The following is a 16,997-nucleotide window of genomic DNA, read 5'->3' as shown; positions in this document are numbered from 1 at the left end:
GTCGCCCCCGACCGTTGACGCGGCATGTTTCGACGTGCCGACCGGCCCGAAGATCCCCGATTCCCCGGTAGCCGATTGCTATCGTCCCAGTCGGTGTCGATCGACCGGTGACGAGGGGAAGGGCAGGGGTGGCCAGGACATTGCAGCCGAGGAGGCTGTCGGGGTCGATGATCAAATCGGTGTTCGGCGCGATCGCGGTCGTTCTGGCGGTGGTCGCGATCGGCGCCTATCACCCTGCGCCGCAACAGCCGGATCTGGCGGCTCTCGCCGACCGGTGGACCGAACTGCACGACGGGCCGCAGCCGTACTCGGATGTGAACATCCAGTGGGACGTTCCCATCGAGATGAGCGACGGCGTCGTCCTCAAGGCCAATGTGTACCGTCCCGCGCAGACCGGCGGGCCGGTGGAGTCGAAGCCGCTGCCGACGATCGTGAACCTCACGCCCTACACCAAGCTGCTGACGAATCTCGTCGATTCGGCGCTTGCGGTGCCTGGGTTGCAGCAGCTCACGATGGACTTCGTGGGGCGGCTCAACCTGTCGGGCACGCCCATCAGCGGGTTCGAGGATCTGCTGCACGCGCTGGACGGCGGCACGGTGCAGACCGTCCTCGGCATCGACCGCAAACTCATCCGCAGCGGCTACAACCTGGTCGTGGTCGACGTCCGCGGCACCGGATACTCCCAAGGCAGCTGGGACACCCTCGGTGCCCGCGAACAGCTCGACACCCGCGAGGTGATCGAATGGGCCGCCGCGCAGCCGTGGTCGAACGGCGACATCGCGATGAGCGGCGGTTCGTATGCCGGGATCAACCAGCTGCGCGCCGCCGAGAACGCGCCCGCGCCGCTGAAGGCGATCTTCCCCGTGGAACCGGGCAGCGACCTGATGCGCGATGTGGTCGCGCCCGGCGGTGGCGTCGGCACCATGTTCCTTCCGATGTGGCTCAGCAACGTCAACCGGCTCAAGCTGATCCCCGATGTGGCCTCGATACTCAACGGCACGTTCGACTGGGCGTGGTTGCGCGAGCGAGTGTCGGACCCGAACACCAACTTCGACCTGCTCACCCAAGCGCTGATGACGCCGTCGCTCGACGACGTGCCGCCCGAGCTGGCGGCCGCGCTCGACGAGAACAGTCCGTTCCGGCAGGGCATTCTCGGGCATCCCGAGCGGGTGAACGTCCCGGCCTTCGTCTACGGCGGGTGGCACGACATCTTCGCCAACAGCGCGACCAAGCTGTACAACGCCATGCCGCTGCCGGAGGACAAGAAGAAGCTCGTCGTCGGCGACACCTACCACGCCAATCCTGGCGCGGGGACCGGTGTGCCCGGCGCGCCGCCCCGGTTGGACGTGCTGCAGCGCGCGTGGTTCGACAGGTGGCTCAAGGGCGTCGACAACGGCATCGACGACTTCGGCCCGATCGTGGTCTGGGAGCAGGGCGGCAGCTGGGTCACCCTGGAGCGCTTCCCGCAGCCGGGCATCGTGCACCGCCGCGTCTACCTGTCCGCGGACCCCAGCGGAACCGCCGAGGACGTGAAGTACGACGGCTCGCTGATCGACACCCGCCCCGCCGACGCGGAGACGCTCACCATCGCGCCGGGCCTCACCATGATCTGCTCCCGCGACACCGCGCAGGGATCGGCGGGCATGGCCGCGATCTTGGACATGTGCGCCAAGGACTCCCGCAGGGCCGAACGCAACGCGCTCACCTTCACCAGCCCGCCGGTCGCCGAGCCGACGGTGATCTCAGGGCCGATCAACGTGCACCTCAACACCGTGCACGACGCCACCGACGGCTACTGGAACGTCACCGTCAACGACGTGGCGCCCGACGGCACCTCACTCGTCCTGTCCACCGGCCAGCAGACCACCTCGATGCGCGCCGTCGACGAGGCGAAGAGCGAGCGCTCGCCCTCCGGCGACTACACCGCGCCGTACAACCGGATCACCCTGGACAGCATGCTGCCGGTCACGCCGGGCGAGCCGATCGGGCTCGACATCGCCGTCATCCCCACCCAGGCGGTGCTGAAGCCCGGACACCGGCTGCGGGTGGACGTCTTCGCTGGCAACCTGCCCAAGGCGGTGGCGTTCCGGCCGATGCTCAACAACTCCGAGCTCAAAGCACAGTTCCTGGCCATCGATCCGGACGCCCCGAGTTACGTCAACCTGCCCACCGATCGGCCGCTTCCGGGCAACCGAGCCTCAGCCGACGGCGGCAGGTGATCCGGCGCCGCGTGCCCGCCGCAGCACCGCCGGGTAGCGCAGCAGGCCGGGGCCGAGCTTGGCGGCGAGGAAGGTGAGCGCGAGCCACGGGCGCAGGTGTGGGTCGAGCCTGCGGATGCGCCCGTCCTCGGCCAGGTCGAGCACCATGGCCTCGGTCATCCGGAACGGGCCGACCTTCGCCTCGCCGAGCAGCACCCGGCGCGGACCGTCGCCGATGCGCGCGGTCCAGCGCAGTCCGGAGATACCGCCGTAGACGACCGTGAGCAGGACGCGCAGGTCCTCGTGACCGCGGAAGACGAGGGTGCCCGAGATCGGCGAACGCAGTTCGGCGTCCGGGGCGAGCGTGTCCATCAGCGCGTCGATATCGGCGGTCTCGGTCGCCGCGCAGAACTGGTCCACCACATCCGTCATCTCACGCACCCCTTCCGGTGGTCGATGGGATCGAACATAACCGTGTCACTTGTTTTTTGCAACGGACTACGATGGCGCTGTGGCCAAGGCTGACCTTTCCGAGATCGTCTGCTCGATCGCCCGCACGCTGGACGCGGTGGGGGAGCGGTGGACGCCGCTGATCCTGCGCGACCTGTTCGTCGGGATGACCCGCTTCGAGGACATCCGGCGTGATCTCGGCATCGCCTCGAACGTGCTCGCCGCCCGGCTGGACACGCTGCGGGCGCACGGCATCGTCGAATCGCGGGTCTACCAGACGAATCCGGTCCGGCGGGAGTACCTGCTCACCGCCAAGGGACGCGAGCTCTACCCGGTACTGGCCACGCTGATCGCCTGGGGGGACAAGTGGAGTGCGGGGCCCGAGGGGCCACCCGTGGTCTCGGTTCATCGCCCGTGTGGGCGGCACGCCTCGGGCGTGGTGGTGTGCGAGGAATGCGGAGAACCGCTCACCGCCGAGACGGTGCGGTGGGAGCCGGGACCCGGTGCGCGGCGCGGGCCGGGGACGATGCTGGTGGGCGATTTCATCGCGGCGGCAGAATGATTCGCACCAGGTAGGAGCCGTGATCGCGGCGGGTGTGAGCGAAATTGCACTGGCGCGATCAGCGGCTGTGTGGCTAACCTGGAGCGGTCTTGTTCCCGTCGATCGGAGTATGCGTTGATTCTTTGAGGTAGCGCCTTCGGGCGGCCCGCCTTCGCGCGCCGCGTTTCCGTCGCACCTCAGGGGTTCCGCATGACCTTTCTGTCTCTTTCCGATCTCACCTTTTCCTGGCCGGACGGCACTCCCGTGTTCGAAGGCCTCGGCGCGGTGTTCCCGGCCGGGCACATCGGCCTCGTCGGCGTCAACGGCGCCGGGAAATCCACGCTGCTGCGCCTGATCGCGGGTGAGTTGACACCGGCGCGCGGCTCGGTCACGGTGTCGGGGCATCTCGGCTACCTGCGCCAGGATCTCGGGCTCGCCGACGGTCAGCGGGTAGACGCGGTGCTCGGCATCGACTCGGTGCGAAAAGCGCTGCACCGCATCGAATCCGGTGCGGGCGACGAGCGCGATTTCGAGACCGTCGGCGCCGCATGGGATGTCGAGGAGCGCGCCGTCGCGCTGCTCGGCAGGCTCGGGCTGCACTACGTCGCCGATTCGGCTGCGGGGCTCGACCGCAGGCTGGACACCCTCTCCGGCGGCGAGACCGTGCTGCTCGGGCTGGTCGCCGAATTGCTCGCCGAGCCCGATGTGTTGCTGCTCGACGAGCCGACCAACAACCTGGATCACGTTGCGCGCGAACGCCTCTACGAGGTGATCGGACAGTTCTCCGGCACGGTGCTCACGGTGAGTCACGATCGTGAACTGCTCGACCGGATGGACGCCATCGCGGAGTTGCGGGCCGGTGAGCTGCGGCTTTTCGGCGGGAACTACAGCGACTACGAGCGCATGGTCGAGGCCGAACAACAGGCGGCGCGATCCGCGGTGCGCGAGGCGCGCAACGATGTGCGCAGGCAGGCGCAGGAACTGGTCGAGACGCGCGTCAAGCTGGACCGCAGGCAGCGCTACGCCAAGAAGCAGGCCGAGAACATGCCGAAAATCCTTGCCGGGGCGCGTAAGCGGGCGGCGCAGGTGTCGGCGGGCAAGCTGCGCAACACCCACATCGAGCGGCTCGACACCGCCAAGGAACAGCTCCAGCAGGCGGAGGAACTGGTCCGCGACGACAAGGAAATTCGCATCGAGCTGCCCGACACCCGGCTCTACCCGGGGCAGGAGGTGCTCGCGTTGGACGAGGTGACGCTGGCCTGCGGGCCGACGGTCACGCTGCGGGTGTCGGGTCCGGAGCGGATCGCGCTGACCGGGCGCAACGGCATCGGCAAGTCGACGCTGCTGCGCCGGATCGCGCAAGCGCCGCCCAAGGTGCCGTGGCGGATGCTGCCGCAGCGGCTGGACGTGTTCGACGCGAGTCGTTCGGTGTTCGAGAACGTGTCCGCCGCCGCACCGGAGGCGACGCCGCTGCGCATCCGAGCCCACTTGGCGCGCTTCCTGTTTCGCGGCGGCGACGCCGACGTGGCGGCGGGCGCGCTGTCGGGAGGTGAGCGGCTGCGCGCCGCCCTCGCCATGCTGCTGCTCGCCGAGCCCGCGCCGAAACTGTTGTTGCTCGACGAGCCGACCAACAACCTCGATCTGCCCAGCCTGCGTCACCTCACCCAGGCGCTGGCCGGATTCGAGGGCGCGCTGATCGTGGTCAGCCACGACCCGCGCTTCCTCGACGACATCGGGGTCACCCGGCGGCTCGAACTCACCGAGGAAGGACTCGTCGACGCCGAGAGGATCGTCGAAAAGGGCGTGCCGGAGGCGGAGCCGACGGTCTGACATGGGCGTGTTGCGCACCGGTGCTACCGCCTGGCAATATGTCCGAGTCGTCCGATTGGAGACGAAAAGCAGTGTCGGGCAGCGCTTCCGAGCCCATGCCCAGGATCGAAGGGGGTCGACTCGGTGCAGTTCGCCCGACGCCTCGCCAGCACGTTCTTCGCCGCCGCCGCCCTGGTCGCGCTGGGCTCCGCCGCCGCGGGTACGGCCAACTCGGAGCCGTACTACAAGAACTGCGCCGCCGTCCGCGAAGCGGGCGAAGCCCCGCTCTACGAGGGCGAACCGGGCTACGCCGAGCACCTGGACCGCGACGGCGACGGCATCGCCTGCGAGTCCAAGCGCTGATCGCACCCGCCGCCCGGTCGTAGGATCGGGGAATGACGGGCGAGCGGCGGTCACGGTGGCTCGGTGCGGAGTACGCGGAGACTTCGGCGCACCACCGTGCGGTGGACGAGTGGTTCCTGACGCGGATTCGGCCCGAGGCCGAGGACACCGTCGTCGACCTCGGGTGCGGTAGCGGGGAGTTCACCGCTGTGCTCGCGGAGTCGGTGCCGCGCGGGCGCGTGATCGGCGTGGACGAAGACCCGTCCATGCTCGCGGCCGCGGACCGCTATTCGGCGCCGAACCTGGAGTTCGTGCGTGCCTCGGCCACCGACTTCGATCGGCACCTCGAGCCGGGCGTCGCGGATCTGGTGGTGAGCCGGTCCATGCTGCACTGGCTCGCGGTCGCGGACTATCCCGCGGTCTTCGGCGCGGTGTATCGGACGCTGCGACCGGGCGGTTGGTTCCACTCGGAATCCGCGGGCGCGGGCAACATGGCGGGACTGATGGCGCTGCTCGGGCGCATCGCCGCAGCCAACGGGCTGCGGCCGCCCGCACCCTTCCCGGACGCCGGGATCGTGTTCGACTTGCTGCGGACCACGGGATTCGACATCCCGGCCGACGGCGTCCGCACGGTCGCCCAGCTGCGCCCGTTCACCCGAGCCCAGCTCGCCGACATGCTGCGCACGACCGCCTCGGTCTCCCTCACCCGGCAGGCCGAGGCCGCCGACGCGCACCGCCTTGTCGACGAGCTGGTCGCCGGTACCGACGAACTGCTCCGTTCGGACGGCACCTACGACCAGACCTTCGTTCGCCTCGAGATCCTCGTCCGCCGCCCTTCGGACTGAACCGGGCCGGACGTTCAGCTCACCAGGCCGAGGCAGAGCTTGAACGAGGGCGTGCCGCCCATCAGGTACGCGCCTGCGGACTGGAGGATGCGGTCTTGGGCGACGATGTGCTGGCACATGGTGTTGGTGTCGCGCAGCCAGCGGTCCAGCGGTGACGGCCGGTAGATCGCGGCCGTCTGGCGCAGGTCGTAGAGGCGGCCGACGATGGTGCGGGCGGTGCGGAACGCGTGCAGGCGCGAGAGCGGCAGCGCGGCGCGTTCGGTCGGGGTGAGTTCGTCGAGTGCGCCGCCCGCCTCGAGGATCTCCCACTGGCGGCGCAGCGCCGCGTAGACGCCGGAGCGGGCGGCGTGCAGTTCGGCCTCGCATTCGGCGATGGTCACCTGGACGCGGTAGTCGTCGGACTTGGCGGCGGATTCGGCGCGCGCGTAGTCCAGCGCGGCCCGCGCCACGCCCAGCGGCACAGCGGGCATGTTGCGCATGTGCACCTCTGGCTGGCCGAGCGGGCCGAAACCGTTGCGCACGGAAGCGAATTCGAGCGTGTGCTCGTCGGGCACGAACACCTCGGCGATGCGGTAGTCGCAGCTGCCGCTGCCCGCGAGCCCCGTGGTGTGCCAGGTGTCTATGACCTCCACCTGGGCGCGCGGCACCATGAACAGTCGCGAATCCGGCGCGCCCGCCGCGTCGCGCTCGGGCTCGCCGTCGCGCACGACGAACGCGCCCGACACCACCCAGTCGGCGTGCGTGATGCCGCTGCCGAACTGCCAGCGTCCGCTGAGCCGGAACCCGCCGGGCACGCGCTCGGCCCGGCCGGTCGGGAACAGCAGGCCCGCGGTCACCATGTCCAGGCTCGGGAACATCTCCTTGGCGACCGGCTCGTCGAGGAACCGGGCGTAGAGGCCGGTGTCGGAGCCGATCATGGCGCACCAGCCGACCGAGGCGTCACCGTAGGCCAGCGCCTCGACCACCTCGGTCTGTTCGATCGAGCTGAGCTCGGGCCCGCCCCAGTCGCGGGCGAAGGCCATGCGGAAGACGCCCGCGTCGCGCAGCAGCTCGACGATGTCGGCGGGCAGGCGGCGGGCGGCCTCGATCTCCTCGGCGCGCTCGCGCAACCGGGGCGCCAGCGCCTGTGCGCGGGCCAGGATCTCGGCGCCCGCGCCGAGCGAGGTGGTGGACGGTTCGTCGACGAGGGTCATGCGTGGGTCTCCTTGCTGAGTGCGGTGATCGCCTGGGGGAAGCGGAAGAAGCCGTTCGGGTCGTACCGGTGTTTCACCTGCGCCAGGCGGGCGTGGTTGGGTCCGTAGTAGGCGGACGGGTCGGTGAGGGCGGGGTCGGTGAAGTTGACGTAGGCGGCGTCGGTGGCGTATCCGCCCAGCTCCGCGTAGAGGCCGTCGAGCCATTCGAGGTTGCACCACATCGTCCGCGCCGAGTCGGTCGTGCTCCACGAGGTGTCCATGGAGACGAGGAACAGCGTGTCGCGGTGTGGGAAAGCGGTGTCGCCGACCGGGATTCGGTTGATCGCGCCGCCCCAGGTGAACAGCGCGACGCCCGCGCCGTCCGGGTTGGCGCTGCCCGGCCAGCGATCGACGGCGTCGATGACGACGTCGATTCCGGCTTCGGTCAACGGTTTCGGCGTGCATCGGGTACGCACCGCGAACGGGTCGCCGGAGGTCTCGTGGTGTAGGAAGTCCTTGGCCTGCCAGTAGTTCCGATCCGCGATGTCGACCCGGCGGGGCGTCGCGGCCGCGAGCGCGGGTGCGAGCAGTTCGCGCAATTCCGTTGCGGGACCGAGGTGCTGGCCGATCACCGAGACGACGCCGGGATCGTCGCCCGCGCGGCTCGCGCCGATGCGCGCCGCGAATTCGTCGGGCGCGGCCGCCATGATCTCTTGCATGACCGCGAGCACCCGCCGGGCGTCGCGCCATTCCCACAGCAGCAGGCAGGTCGAGCTGGGCACGGTGTCGCGGGCCTGGAATGTGAACGAGGTGTTCACCCCGAGGTTTCCGCCGCCGCCTCCGCGGCAGGCCCAGAACAGGTCCGCGTTCTCGCGGGCGTCGCAGCGCAGCGTGCTGCCGTCGGCCAGCACGATCTCGGTCGCCACCAGCGCGTCCGCGGTGAGCCCGAACGCGCGTGACACCGCGGCGACGCCGCCGCCGAGTACCAGCCCGCCGATGCCGACCTGATTCGAATTGCCCAGTGGCACAGCGAGATCGTGCTCTTGCAGCGCGGCGTACACCGCGCCGTTTGTCGCGCCGCCGCCCACGGTGACCAGACCGTTCGCCGGATCGACCCGCACCTCGCCGAGGCCACTCAGGTCGAGCACCAGCCCGGTGCCGACCGAATGGCCCGCGTAGCTGTGCCCGCCGCCGCGCGCCACCAGCGGCACATCTTCCTCGCGCGCCCAGCGGATGGCGCGCGCGACGTCGGTGGCGTCGCGGACCGACAGCACCGCGCGCGGTCGAATGTCGGCGTAGCGCTTGTTGAACGGGACGCTCACCGCCGCGAAGCCGTCGTCGCCGGGGTAGCGCACCGTCCCGGCGTCGAGGCGATCCAGACTCGCGATCATCGGACCACCTCCGCAGAAGTCGCGCGGCCGTAGCGGTCGAAGGCGGCGAGGTCCGGGGTGCCGCGTCCGATCGACGCCCACCGCCGGTCGGGCCCGGTGCGTGGGCATGGCGCCTGCTTTTGCGGGGCGTCGAAGTCTTCGGTCACCGCAGGATTCGTTCGACGCTGCTCGTCAGGGCATGTCGGCACCGGCGTGGCCGATCCCGTCGCGAGGCGGGGGACCTGGGCTCCCGTGTCGGTCAGTGCCGCCTCGCGGTCGACGTCGGAAAGTGCGGAGGCCGAAGGGGAAACGGCCCCTGCCCCTGCCGAAAGAAGGGGGCGGTGCGCGGCACTGTCGGTCAGTGCCGCCCCGCGGTCGACGTCGAGAAGCGCAGTGGGCGAAAGGGGAACGTCGTCCCCCGCCGTGTCCCACGGTCGCGCGCCGAACCGGCGCAGCAGCCGGTTCATCGGATCTCCTCCAGGTAGGAGATCCCGCTGCTCGCGTTGGGCCCGTAGCGTTCCCATTCCTCGCGCAGCCGCAGCGGTCCGCCGTCGGAGGGCTCCGGTTCCGAACGGGTGAAGCCCGAGACGATGTCGCCGCCGTGCAGGACCATCGTGTAGGCCAGGTGCAGTACCCCGTTGGCGTCGCAGAGGCCGTTGAGCGCGCCGCGGCGCACCTTGCCGCCCGCGAAGGACGCCCACACCAGATCGCCGCGCTGGTAGTAGCGCGCGACGACCCCGTCGTCGCTGTCCGGGTTGCGGAACCTGCGGCCGTCGTAGTTGATCATTTGTCGGCGTCCAGGAGTCCGGCGGGCAGGGTGAACGCGGCGCCGGGCGCGAGCGGTTCCAGCGGATCGCCGACCAGCTCGACCGAAGCGCTTGCCGCCCTGAGCAATTCGGAGCAGCGCGGCGCGTCGGCGGCCTCGCACACGACGAACGAGTGGCGTGCGATGTAGCCGCCGGGCGGCAGCCGCAGCTCCGCGCCGGGCTCCACCATCGCGGCGGCGGTGACCAGACCTGGCGCGTGCTCGGGCACCGTCACCGAGCGCACGAGCGTGTCGCGTTCGGGGTAGCCGAAGCGGATGCCCGCCGCGGCCTTGCGGGTGGGGGCGGTCGCGGGACGGTGCCCGGTGGCGACATCGACCAGCACCTCACCGGGATCGATGCCGGTGGCGATCTTGCCGAGGAACGGGATGAGATCGCCGCCGAGGCGGCCGTTGACCTCGATGATGAGCGGTCCGCGCGCGGTCAGCCGCACCTCGGTGTGCGTGATGCCGTTCTCCACCCCGAGCTCGCGGTGCGCGGCGGCGAGCGTGCCGATCAGTGCCTCGTCGTCCAGCAGCGGGTCGGCCGCGTCGACGAGATGACCCAGCTCCTCGAAGTAGGGTTCCAGCCCGGTTCGCTTGCGCGCCAGGAACATCGGCAGGTACTCGCCCTTGTAGACCGCGGCGTCGACGCTGATCTCCGGGCCGACCGCGAACTCCTCGACGATGGCGGTGCCGCGGAACGGTTCGTCGCCGATGGTGCTCGCGCCGGTGGCGGTGGCGAAGCCGGCGTCGAGCTCGGTGCGATCGGCGGCAAGCACCACGCCCATGCTCGCGCCGAGCGCCTGTGGCTTCACCACCACCGGATAGCCGATGCGGTCGGCGGCCGCCCGCGCCTGCTCGAGGGTGCCGGTGAGCTCGAAACGGGGTTGCACGAGCCCGGCATTGGTGAGCACCGAGCGGGTCCGGTTCTTGTCGCGGCAGCCGCGCACACCGGTGGCGGTCAGCCCGGGCACGCCGAACTCGTCGGCCAGGTCGGCGGCGGGCTGGACCAGCGGCTCGTCCCAGCACAGCACGCCGACCACCCGCCTGCGGGCGGCGACCTTGCGCGCCTCGGCGGCCAGCAGGGCGTGGTCGAAGACGTTGGCGACGACGATCTCGTCGAAATAGGCGTGCTGCCAGGTGGGTTCGATGTTGTTGAGCAGCACGAGATCCAGGCCGCGGGAGCGCGCCCGCGCCGTGACCGAGCGCACCAGGTATTCCCGGTACAGGCGCAGTCCGCTGCCGATCACCAGCAGCACGTCGTTGGTGGGGGTCATGATGCTTCCTTCCGCATCAGGCGGCCGGTCGGGCGGCCGCGAGTTCGACGAGGTGGTCGGCGACCAGCGGTGCGGTGCGGAACCCGTCGCCGCCGGTGGCGGCGCGGGCCAGGACCGCGGGTCCCGGCCGGGCGAGGGTCGCGCCGCCGGTCGCGGCGTCGACGGTGTAGTGGCACTGCTTGACCGCGGCGATGCGGTACCGGTGCGCGTCGGTGAGGACGTGGTCCACGTATTCGCTTGCCGCATACAGGCTTTCGGCATCCGTGCCGACGTCTTCCACGGTGCGGCAGAGCCGGGAGGAGCTGAGCTTGAGCAGGGTGCCCGCCCCGGGCGGCATGAGCCAGCCGGTGCCGTCCGCGCCGATCCGCCCGGCGCTCGGCGCCTGCTCCCACCACGCGGCCAGGTCGGCGGGCGGGCGCAGGTAGACGGTGGTCTGCCGGTGCAGCACGGTCGGCACGTCCACGAGTTCGCCCGTCCACGCCCCGGTCGCCAGCAGCACCAGATCCCCGCTCAGCCGCGCGCCGTCGCGCAACCGGAGCCTGGCGGCGTCGGTGTCCACCTCGACCACCTGCCGCCAGGGCAGCAGCGTGACCGCGGGCTGGGCGCGCAACCAGCGCGCGGCGGCGTGCAACACCCGTTCGGCGAGCAGCACGCCCGCGTCGGCCTCGAGCAGGCCGTAGTGTCCCGAAGGAAACTCGATGTGCGGCAACGACTTCGGCTCGACGACACGCACCGGCAACCCGCCGCGCCGAGCCTCCGCCACGGCGAAGTCGATCGACGCGGCGGGCCATCCGGTGACCACCCCGATGCGCCGGTAGAAGGGTCCGCCGAGCAGCGCTTGCAGCCGCAGCCAACGTCGGTGCAGCGCCGCCGCGACGGCGGTCGCGCCCGGATCGCCGGGGCTCAGCGCCCGCACGGCCCTGTGGTGATCGAACGAACTCGACGCCGGGTTCGGGATCGGGCCCCGATCCACCACCGTGACCCGGTGCCCGGCCCGCGCGCAGCGCACGGCCGCGATCAGGCCGGTGACACCGGCGCCCGCGATGACGACGTCGGTCATGTCAGCCTCGCACCGCTTGCAGTCGCGGCAGCCGGACCGGCTCGATCACGGTGCGCCGCACAACTTCCCGCAGCGCGGTCCCCGGCAGCATGTCCGAACCCGCCAGCGCCGATTCGGCCAGATCGACGAGCAACGGTGCGGCACAGCGCACCAGCACGTCCACCTGGTGGCAGAAGTCGCCGCCGTCGGCGACCGGCGCGCGGTCCAGCCGGGCCAGCTGCTGGGTCAGCGTCTCGGCGACCCGGTTCAGGCTGAAACCGGGCAACTCGTAGGCGACCTCGAAACGCTCGACCATGCGCAGCGCGTCGGACCTGCCGCGATCCGAGACCGGCATGGCACCGCGCCACACCCGGTCGTCGGACTTGGCGGCCACGCGATTCCACGGCTCGACCAGCCGGGTCTTGGTCAGCGCGACCAGCTCGTCGTGGCTGAAGCTGGTGCGCTGGAATTCCGGGCTGTTGCAGGCCAGGTGGAAGCGGATCAGGTCGCGCGGAACCTGTGCCGCCAGGTCCCGGCCCCACACCAGGTGTCCGCGGCTGGTGGAGAACTTCTCGTGGCGCAGCTCGTAGAACTCGTTGGTGAGGAACAGTTTCGGCAGCGCGTAGTCACCGAGGGCGAGCAGCATCGCCAGCCCCGAGATCCCGAACGGATGGATGTTGTCGATGCCGAGGAAGTACACGACCCGCGCCGCGGCTTCGGGACGCCACAGTGCGTCCTCCGAACTCGGCTCCATGCCGCGGTTCTCGGCCGCGAGCATCGAGCAGTACATCGTCCAGGCGACCGGCTCGGCGTTCGGATTGACCACCTGCCCCGGCAGATCCGGCGCCGGGATGCCCCAGGAGATCGGGTAAGTGACCGGGAAGTCCGGCAGCGGACGGTCGAGCAGCTCGGCGACCACCTGTGCCGCGTGCGGGCGCAGCAGCCCCGCGGCCTCGGCGAAGTGGGCGCGCAACCGCTCGCGGTAGTCCTCCAGCGGGAGGACGAGCACGTCGACCTCGCGAATCTCCAACCGCTCCTCGGGGTTTCGCGTCGAACGCGGATCCAGCAGTTCGCCTGCGGTCACCGCGTGTCCGCAGCTCTCGCACAAGCCGGCGCAGCTGTCGGCGAGGCAGACCGGGCAGCCGCCCGCGACGTGTCCGTCCACCAGGTATTCGCCGGTGCTCGGCGCGTACGGAAACGGCATCGGCCGCAACCGAAGCGCGCCTTTGGCGCGCAGTTCGGTGACGACCCTGGCGACATAGGAGGTGAAGCGCCGCTCCCATCCGGTGAAGGCGTCGACGGCGATGCCGAGCGCCGCCAGCGTCGCCTCGACCTCCTTGGCCGAGCGCTCGACGAGCGCCTGCGGCTCGATGCCGAGCCGGTGCGCGGTGGTGGCGACATAGGTGGAGGTGTCCTGCACGCCGGTGCCGAACAGCACCTGCGCGCCCGTCGCGCGTGCGTAGCGGGTGTAGACGTCGGCGGCGAGGAAGGGGCCCGCGATATGGCCGAGGTGCAGATCGCCGTTGGCGGTCGGCGCGGGCGAGACGACGACGGTGGGGCCGTTCACGATGTCACCGAATCTTCCTGCGGCATCGCTTCGCTCGAATGCTTGCGGACGAATTCGGCCGACATGTCGGTGTCCCACCAGATCGCGTACCACTCGAAATCGGCGTCGCCGACGTTGCGCACGTGATGGGTGGTGCCCGGAATCAGGTGGGCCAGATCGCCCGCAACGAATTCGCGCCGCTCGCCGTCCACTTCGAGGACGGCGCGACCGGTCATCGCGATGAACAGCTCGTACTCGTGGTGGGCGTGCGCGGTGGAGACGTCGCCGGGACGCAGCACGCACCACGCGCCCTCGAACGGCGCGTTGAGCGCGGGCCAGGGCAGCAGACGCTCGGAGGCGACGCCGTAGGCCTCGGTCAGGCCGTCCCGGTTCAGGCTGCGGATCTCGATCATGCCGTGCGGCTTTCCGGGAAGGCGCCCGCGGTGACGTGGCGGCGGTCGAGCATGTCGTCGACGATGTCCTGCGAGCGGTGCGCGAGCACGCTGATCAGGGTGTCGGAGATGCCGTGCGTCTGTTCGTTGACGCCCTGCAGATACACCGCGCCCCAAGCGGATTCGCCGAGATCGAGGCGGTAGCGGCGGCTCACCGAGACCTCGTCGAGCCCGAGCTCGTCCGCGAGATCACGGACCAGCGCGGGCATCGTCTGCTCGTACCCGGTGCCGAGCAGCACCACGTCGCAGCGCAGCGGCTCCACCTTGCCGTTCTTGCGGTCGCGCAGCTCGAGCACCACCTCGTCGCCGTCCATCCGGGCGCCGGCCACCTCGGTCATCGAGCGGACCGTCGAGCGCTCTTGGCCGAGCATGCGCTGCTGATAGAGCATCGCGTAGAGCTCGTCGAGGAACGGCGGGGCAAGGCCCGCGTAGTTGGTCAGGTGTACCTCGTCGAGGATGCGGCCGCGCACGTCGGCCTCGGAGTGGTAGAACTCGTCGACGAAGGACGGGAAGAACAGCTCGTTGACGAACTTGCTCGTCTGGTAGTTCTGCAGGCCGATGGACCGCATGACGATGGTGGGCGCGCTGTGCGGCAGATCGGTGTGCAGCGCCATGAACATCTCCGCGGCGCTCTGCGCGCCGCCGATCACCACCGGGCGGATCGGCCGGTCGGTCGGCAGCTGCGCGACCCTGGTGCAGTACTGGGTGCTGTGAATCACGCGGTCCTCCGGCAGGTTTCGGAAGACCTCGGGGATGTGCGCGTCGCGGCCGGTGCCGACGACCAGGTCACGGCAGTCGACGGTGTCGCCGTCCGCGAGGGTGACCGTCCAGCCGACGAGCCTGCCGTCGCCGGTGCGCCGCGGCGCGATCGAGGTGACGCGGGCGTCGTAGCGCACCGAGACGTGCTCCAGCGAATGCGCGACCCACTGCTGGTAGTCCGACAGCTCCCAGCGGTAGGGATTGAAGGTCGACAGGTTGACGAACTCGTCCAGGCGCTTGCGCTCGTACAGGAAGTTCAGGAATGAGAACCTGCTGCGCGGATTGCGCAGTGTCACCAGGTCTTTGAGGAACGACACCTGGCTGCGCGCCCACGGGAGCAACAGGTTGCGCTGCCATTTCACGTCGGGGTGCTGCTCGAGCAGCAGGGTCCGCTCGGCCAGTCGCGGCGCGTCGGATTCCTCGAGCGCGACAGCCAGCGCGAGGTTGGCGGGTCCGGCGCCGATGGCCAGGACGTCGACTTCGTGATCGCTCACATTTCCACCTGGGTCTCGATGGGTATCAATTGCTCCGACCCAGTGAATGCGCTGCGCGGGTTGACCGAAACCCGCGCGCCGATCCGCACGACAACCTGTCGACAGCGCGGCCGTTCGGCCGGTCTATCGCGCCTGACAGTCGATTGAATGTTTCTGCGGCACAGCACTGCCGATCAATTTCGCGCTCTGCTGAGCTGGCCAGATGAGCACCTCGACCAGATCACTAGCGCTCCGCGTCGCCGCGGGGATCACCGCCGTCGCGTCCGCCGCGTTGCTCACCGTCGCCTGCGGCGGCGAGCCCGCCGGGGACCGAGATATTCTGAGCTACAACGGAACCGAGCCGGAGAATCCGCTGATCCCGGGTGATGCCACCGAACGCGACAGCGTCAAGATCGTGAACGCGCTGTTCACCGGGCTCGTCGAATACGACACCGCCACCGCGGAACCCCGCAACGCGGTGGCCGAGTCCATCGTCACAGCCGATTCGCGCGTCTACACCGTCACGCTGGCGCCGGGCTGGACCTTCCACGACGGAACACCGGTCACCGCACAGAGTTTCGTGGACGCGTGGAACTACACCGCCTACGGGCCGAACGAGCTGCAAGGCGCGACGTACCTGTCGCACATCCAGGGTTACGAGGCGCTGCGGGATGGTTCGGCGACCCGGTTCTCCGGCCTGCGGGTCCTCGACGAGCGCAGGTTCGAGGTCACCCTCTCGGCCCCGTTCTCGGCGTTCCCGACCCAGCTCGGCTACGCGGCGTTCTTCCCGCTACCGAGCAGCTTCTTCGCCGACCGAGCCGCGTTCGAGGCCGCACCCGTCGGCAACGGCCCCTTCCGTTTCGTCTCGCACACCCCGGGAGAGAACATCGTCGTGCACCGGTACGAGGCCTACGGCGGCGCGCGCAAGCCGCACATCGAGGGCGTGGAGTTCCGGTTCTACAAGGCGCTCGAGGACGCCTACGCCGACGTGGTGGCGAACGAACTGGACTATCTCGACTTCGTCCCCGCCGACGCGCTGGCCGGCGGTCGGTACAAGACCGAGCTGTCCGGGCGAAATCTGTCGCACACCTATCTCGGCGTGCAGTCCGTCTCCTTCCCGCTCTACGACCCCAGGTACGCGGACCCGCGCCTGCGGCAGGCGATTTCGATGGCGATCGACCGGAAGTACGTGGTGGACACCGCCTTCGACGGCGACAAGCTCCTCGCCGACGGGCTGGTGCCGTCCACCGTGCCGGGATACGTCGCCGGACAGTGCGGGGAACTGTGCGAGTACCGCCCCGAGCGGGCGCGCGAGTTGTTCGAATCGACCGGCTTTCACGGGCCGATCGAACTGACCTCCAACGACGACTCGGCCAACCAGGTGTGGATGGACGCGGCCTGCGCGACGATCACCAAGGCACTCGGCCGCGAATGCCGGTACGCGCCGGTGCCCACGTTCGGCGAATTCCGGACGCTGATCAACGACCGCCGCATGTCGACGATCTTCCGCTCCGGCTGGGTCGCCGACTACCCGTCCATCGAGAACTTCCTCAACCCGATCTTCCGCACCGGCGCCGCGGTGAACGGCACCGGGTACTCCAGCCCCGAGGTCGACGCCCTGCTCGCCGACGCGGACGCCGCACCCGCCGAGCGCGCGGGCTGGGTGCTGTACCAGCGGGCCGAGCGGCAGATCCTGCAGGATATGCCCGCCATCCCACTGTGGTTCCAGAAGGTGCAGTCCGGCTGGTCGAACCGGACCAGGGACGTGGCCGTCTCGCAGCTGCTGCAACTGGATCTGTTCGCGGTCGAGATGGACTGATTCGCGGGACGGACAATGCGGTGGCGTTTCGCACGTCACCGCATTTCCGTTGTCTCGGAAGGAATTCAGAGTCATAGACCGCGCAGATAGGTCGCCCCGC

Annotated in this window: 16 protein-coding genes; 6 read left to right on the top strand and 10 right to left on the bottom strand. The window is 70.0% G+C overall.

Going from position 1 to position 16,997, the window contains the following annotated elements; translation table 11 throughout:
- Nucleotides 1–167: 167 nt before the first annotated feature.
- Nucleotides 168–2,219 (top strand): CocE/NonD family hydrolase, encoded by a 2,052-nt coding sequence (locus tag CRP45_RS29990; RefSeq protein ID WP_097248023.1) that lies wholly within the window; start codon nt 168–170, stop codon nt 2,217–2,219.
- Here the strand turns inward: CRP45_RS29990 and CRP45_RS29985 are convergent.
- Nucleotides 2,199–2,630 (bottom strand): nuclear transport factor 2 family protein, encoded by a 432-nt coding sequence (locus CRP45_RS29985; protein WP_097248022.1) that lies wholly within the window; start codon nt 2,628–2,630, stop codon nt 2,199–2,201. The two genes, CRP45_RS29990 and CRP45_RS29985, sit on opposite strands and share 21 nt — an antisense overlap.
- Nucleotides 2,631–2,709: 79 nt before the next feature.
- On the opposite strand from CRP45_RS29985, the gene CRP45_RS29980 reads away from it, so the two are divergent.
- From CRP45_RS29980 to CRP45_RS29965, 4 genes are all read left to right on the top strand, one after another.
- Nucleotides 2,710–3,210: a winged helix-turn-helix transcriptional regulator gene (locus CRP45_RS29980; protein WP_218841201.1), complete on the top strand. Its 501-nt coding sequence runs from the start codon at nt 2,710–2,712 to the stop codon at nt 3,208–3,210.
- A 189-nt stretch (nt 3,211–3,399) separates the two neighbouring features.
- The gene (locus CRP45_RS29975) at nt 3,400–5,019 is read left to right on the top strand and encodes an ABC-F family ATP-binding cassette domain-containing protein (RefSeq protein ID WP_097248021.1); all 1,620 of its coding nucleotides are present in this window, start codon (nt 3,400–3,402) and stop codon (nt 5,017–5,019) included.
- Nucleotides 5,020–5,142: 123 nt separating this feature from the next.
- Nucleotides 5,143–5,361: an excalibur calcium-binding domain-containing protein gene (locus tag CRP45_RS29970; protein ID WP_067779875.1), complete on the top strand. Its 219-nt coding sequence runs from the start codon at nt 5,143–5,145 to the stop codon at nt 5,359–5,361.
- Between the two features lie 32 nt (nt 5,362–5,393).
- A complete protein-coding gene (locus CRP45_RS29965) occupies nt 5,394–6,185 on the top strand; it encodes a class I SAM-dependent methyltransferase (protein ID WP_097248020.1) in 792 nt (263 codons plus the stop codon).
- 14 nt (nt 6,186–6,199) lie between these two features.
- On the opposite strand, the gene CRP45_RS29960 is transcribed toward CRP45_RS29965, so the two are convergent.
- Genes CRP45_RS29960 through CRP45_RS29925 form a run of 9 tightly spaced genes read right to left on the bottom strand, consistent with a single transcriptional unit; the run spans nt 6,200 to nt 15,099 of the window.
- Nucleotides 6,200–7,378: an acyl-CoA dehydrogenase family protein gene (locus tag CRP45_RS29960; RefSeq protein WP_097248019.1), complete on the bottom strand. Its 1,179-nt coding sequence runs from the start codon at nt 7,376–7,378 to the stop codon at nt 6,200–6,202.
- Nucleotides 7,375–8,748 carry an FAD-binding oxidoreductase gene (locus CRP45_RS29955; RefSeq protein WP_097248018.1) on the bottom strand — a complete coding sequence of 458 codons (1,374 nt, stop codon included), beginning with the start codon at nt 8,746–8,748 and terminating at the stop codon, nt 7,375–7,377. Before CRP45_RS29955 ends, CRP45_RS29960 begins: the two co-directional genes overlap by 4 nt.
- Nucleotides 8,745–9,194: a hypothetical protein gene (locus tag CRP45_RS33560; protein ID WP_143861575.1), complete on the bottom strand. Its 450-nt coding sequence runs from the start codon at nt 9,192–9,194 to the stop codon at nt 8,745–8,747. Before CRP45_RS33560 ends, CRP45_RS29955 begins: the two co-directional genes overlap by 4 nt.
- On the bottom strand, nt 9,191–9,514 hold the full coding sequence (locus tag CRP45_RS29950) for an avidin-fold protein (protein WP_097248017.1): 324 nt from the start codon (nt 9,512–9,514) through the stop codon (nt 9,191–9,193). Before CRP45_RS29950 ends, CRP45_RS33560 begins: the two co-directional genes overlap by 4 nt.
- A complete protein-coding gene (locus CRP45_RS29945) occupies nt 9,511–10,809 on the bottom strand; it encodes an ATP-grasp domain-containing protein (RefSeq protein WP_097248016.1) in 1,299 nt (432 codons plus the stop codon). Before CRP45_RS29945 ends, CRP45_RS29950 begins: the two co-directional genes overlap by 4 nt.
- 16 nt (nt 10,810–10,825) lie before the next feature.
- On the bottom strand, nt 10,826–11,869 hold the full coding sequence (locus CRP45_RS29940; RefSeq protein WP_097248015.1) for an NAD(P)/FAD-dependent oxidoreductase: 1,044 nt from the start codon (nt 11,867–11,869) through the stop codon (nt 10,826–10,828).
- 1 nt (nt 11,870) lies between these two features.
- The gene (locus CRP45_RS29935; RefSeq protein ID WP_097248014.1) at nt 11,871–13,415 is read right to left on the bottom strand and encodes a class I tRNA ligase family protein; all 1,545 of its coding nucleotides are present in this window, start codon (nt 13,413–13,415) and stop codon (nt 11,871–11,873) included.
- Nucleotides 13,412–13,807 carry a cupin domain-containing protein gene (locus tag CRP45_RS29930; RefSeq protein ID WP_218841200.1) on the bottom strand — a complete coding sequence of 132 codons (396 nt, stop codon included), beginning with the start codon at nt 13,805–13,807 and terminating at the stop codon, nt 13,412–13,414. The genes CRP45_RS29935 and CRP45_RS29930 overlap by 4 nt, the downstream gene beginning before the upstream one ends.
- Complete coding sequence (locus tag CRP45_RS29925; RefSeq protein ID WP_097248013.1) at nt 13,804–15,099, bottom strand: lysine N(6)-hydroxylase/L-ornithine N(5)-oxygenase family protein; 1,296 nt, start codon at nt 15,097–15,099, stop codon at nt 13,804–13,806. The genes CRP45_RS29930 and CRP45_RS29925 overlap by 4 nt, the downstream gene beginning before the upstream one ends.
- Before the next feature lie 202 nt (nt 15,100–15,301).
- Here CRP45_RS29925 and CRP45_RS29920 point away from each other — a divergent pair, with 202 nt between their 5' ends.
- Complete coding sequence (locus CRP45_RS29920; protein ID WP_097248012.1) at nt 15,302–16,897, top strand: peptide ABC transporter substrate-binding protein; 1,596 nt, start codon at nt 15,302–15,304, stop codon at nt 16,895–16,897.
- Nucleotides 16,898–16,997 lie beyond the last annotated feature (100 nt).

It is taken from the genome of Nocardia amikacinitolerans (assembly GCF_900215415.1).
Lineage (GTDB): Bacteria > Actinomycetota > Actinomycetes > Mycobacteriales > Mycobacteriaceae > Nocardia > Nocardia amikacinitolerans.
Note: the sequence above shows the minus strand (reverse complement) of the source record. Positions and strands in the feature narration are given on the sequence as shown.

Excerpts from the sequence above, each read along its gene's own strand:
- CRP45_RS29985 (WP_097248022.1), bottom strand. The coding sequence starts at position 2,630 with ATGACGGATGTGGTGGACCAGTTCTGCGCGGCGACCGAGACCGCCGAT.
- CRP45_RS29955 (WP_097248018.1), bottom strand. The coding sequence starts at position 8,748 with ATGATCGCGAGTCTGGATCGCCTCGACGCCGGGACGGTGCGCTACCCC.
- CRP45_RS29975 (WP_097248021.1), top strand. The coding sequence starts at position 3,400 with ATGACCTTTCTGTCTCTTTCCGATCTCACCTTTTCCTGGCCGGACGGC.
- CRP45_RS29965 (WP_097248020.1), top strand. The coding sequence starts at position 5,394 with ATGACGGGCGAGCGGCGGTCACGGTGGCTCGGTGCGGAGTACGCGGAG.
- CRP45_RS29920 (WP_097248012.1), top strand. The coding sequence starts at position 15,302 with ATGAGCACCTCGACCAGATCACTAGCGCTCCGCGTCGCCGCGGGGATC.
- CRP45_RS29930 (WP_218841200.1), bottom strand. The coding sequence starts at position 13,807 with ATGATCGAGATCCGCAGCCTGAACCGGGACGGCCTGACCGAGGCCTAC.
- CRP45_RS29940 (WP_097248015.1), bottom strand. The coding sequence starts at position 11,869 with ATGACCGACGTCGTCATCGCGGGCGCCGGTGTCACCGGCCTGATCGCG.
- CRP45_RS29945 (WP_097248016.1), bottom strand. The coding sequence starts at position 10,809 with ATGACCCCCACCAACGACGTGCTGCTGGTGATCGGCAGCGGACTGCGC.
- CRP45_RS33560 (WP_143861575.1), bottom strand. The coding sequence starts at position 9,194 with ATGAACCGGCTGCTGCGCCGGTTCGGCGCGCGACCGTGGGACACGGCG.
- CRP45_RS29960 (WP_097248019.1), bottom strand. The coding sequence starts at position 7,378 with ATGACCCTCGTCGACGAACCGTCCACCACCTCGCTCGGCGCGGGCGCC.
- CRP45_RS29950 (WP_097248017.1), bottom strand. The coding sequence starts at position 9,514 with ATGATCAACTACGACGGCCGCAGGTTCCGCAACCCGGACAGCGACGAC.
- CRP45_RS29990 (WP_097248023.1), top strand. The coding sequence starts at position 168 with ATGATCAAATCGGTGTTCGGCGCGATCGCGGTCGTTCTGGCGGTGGTC.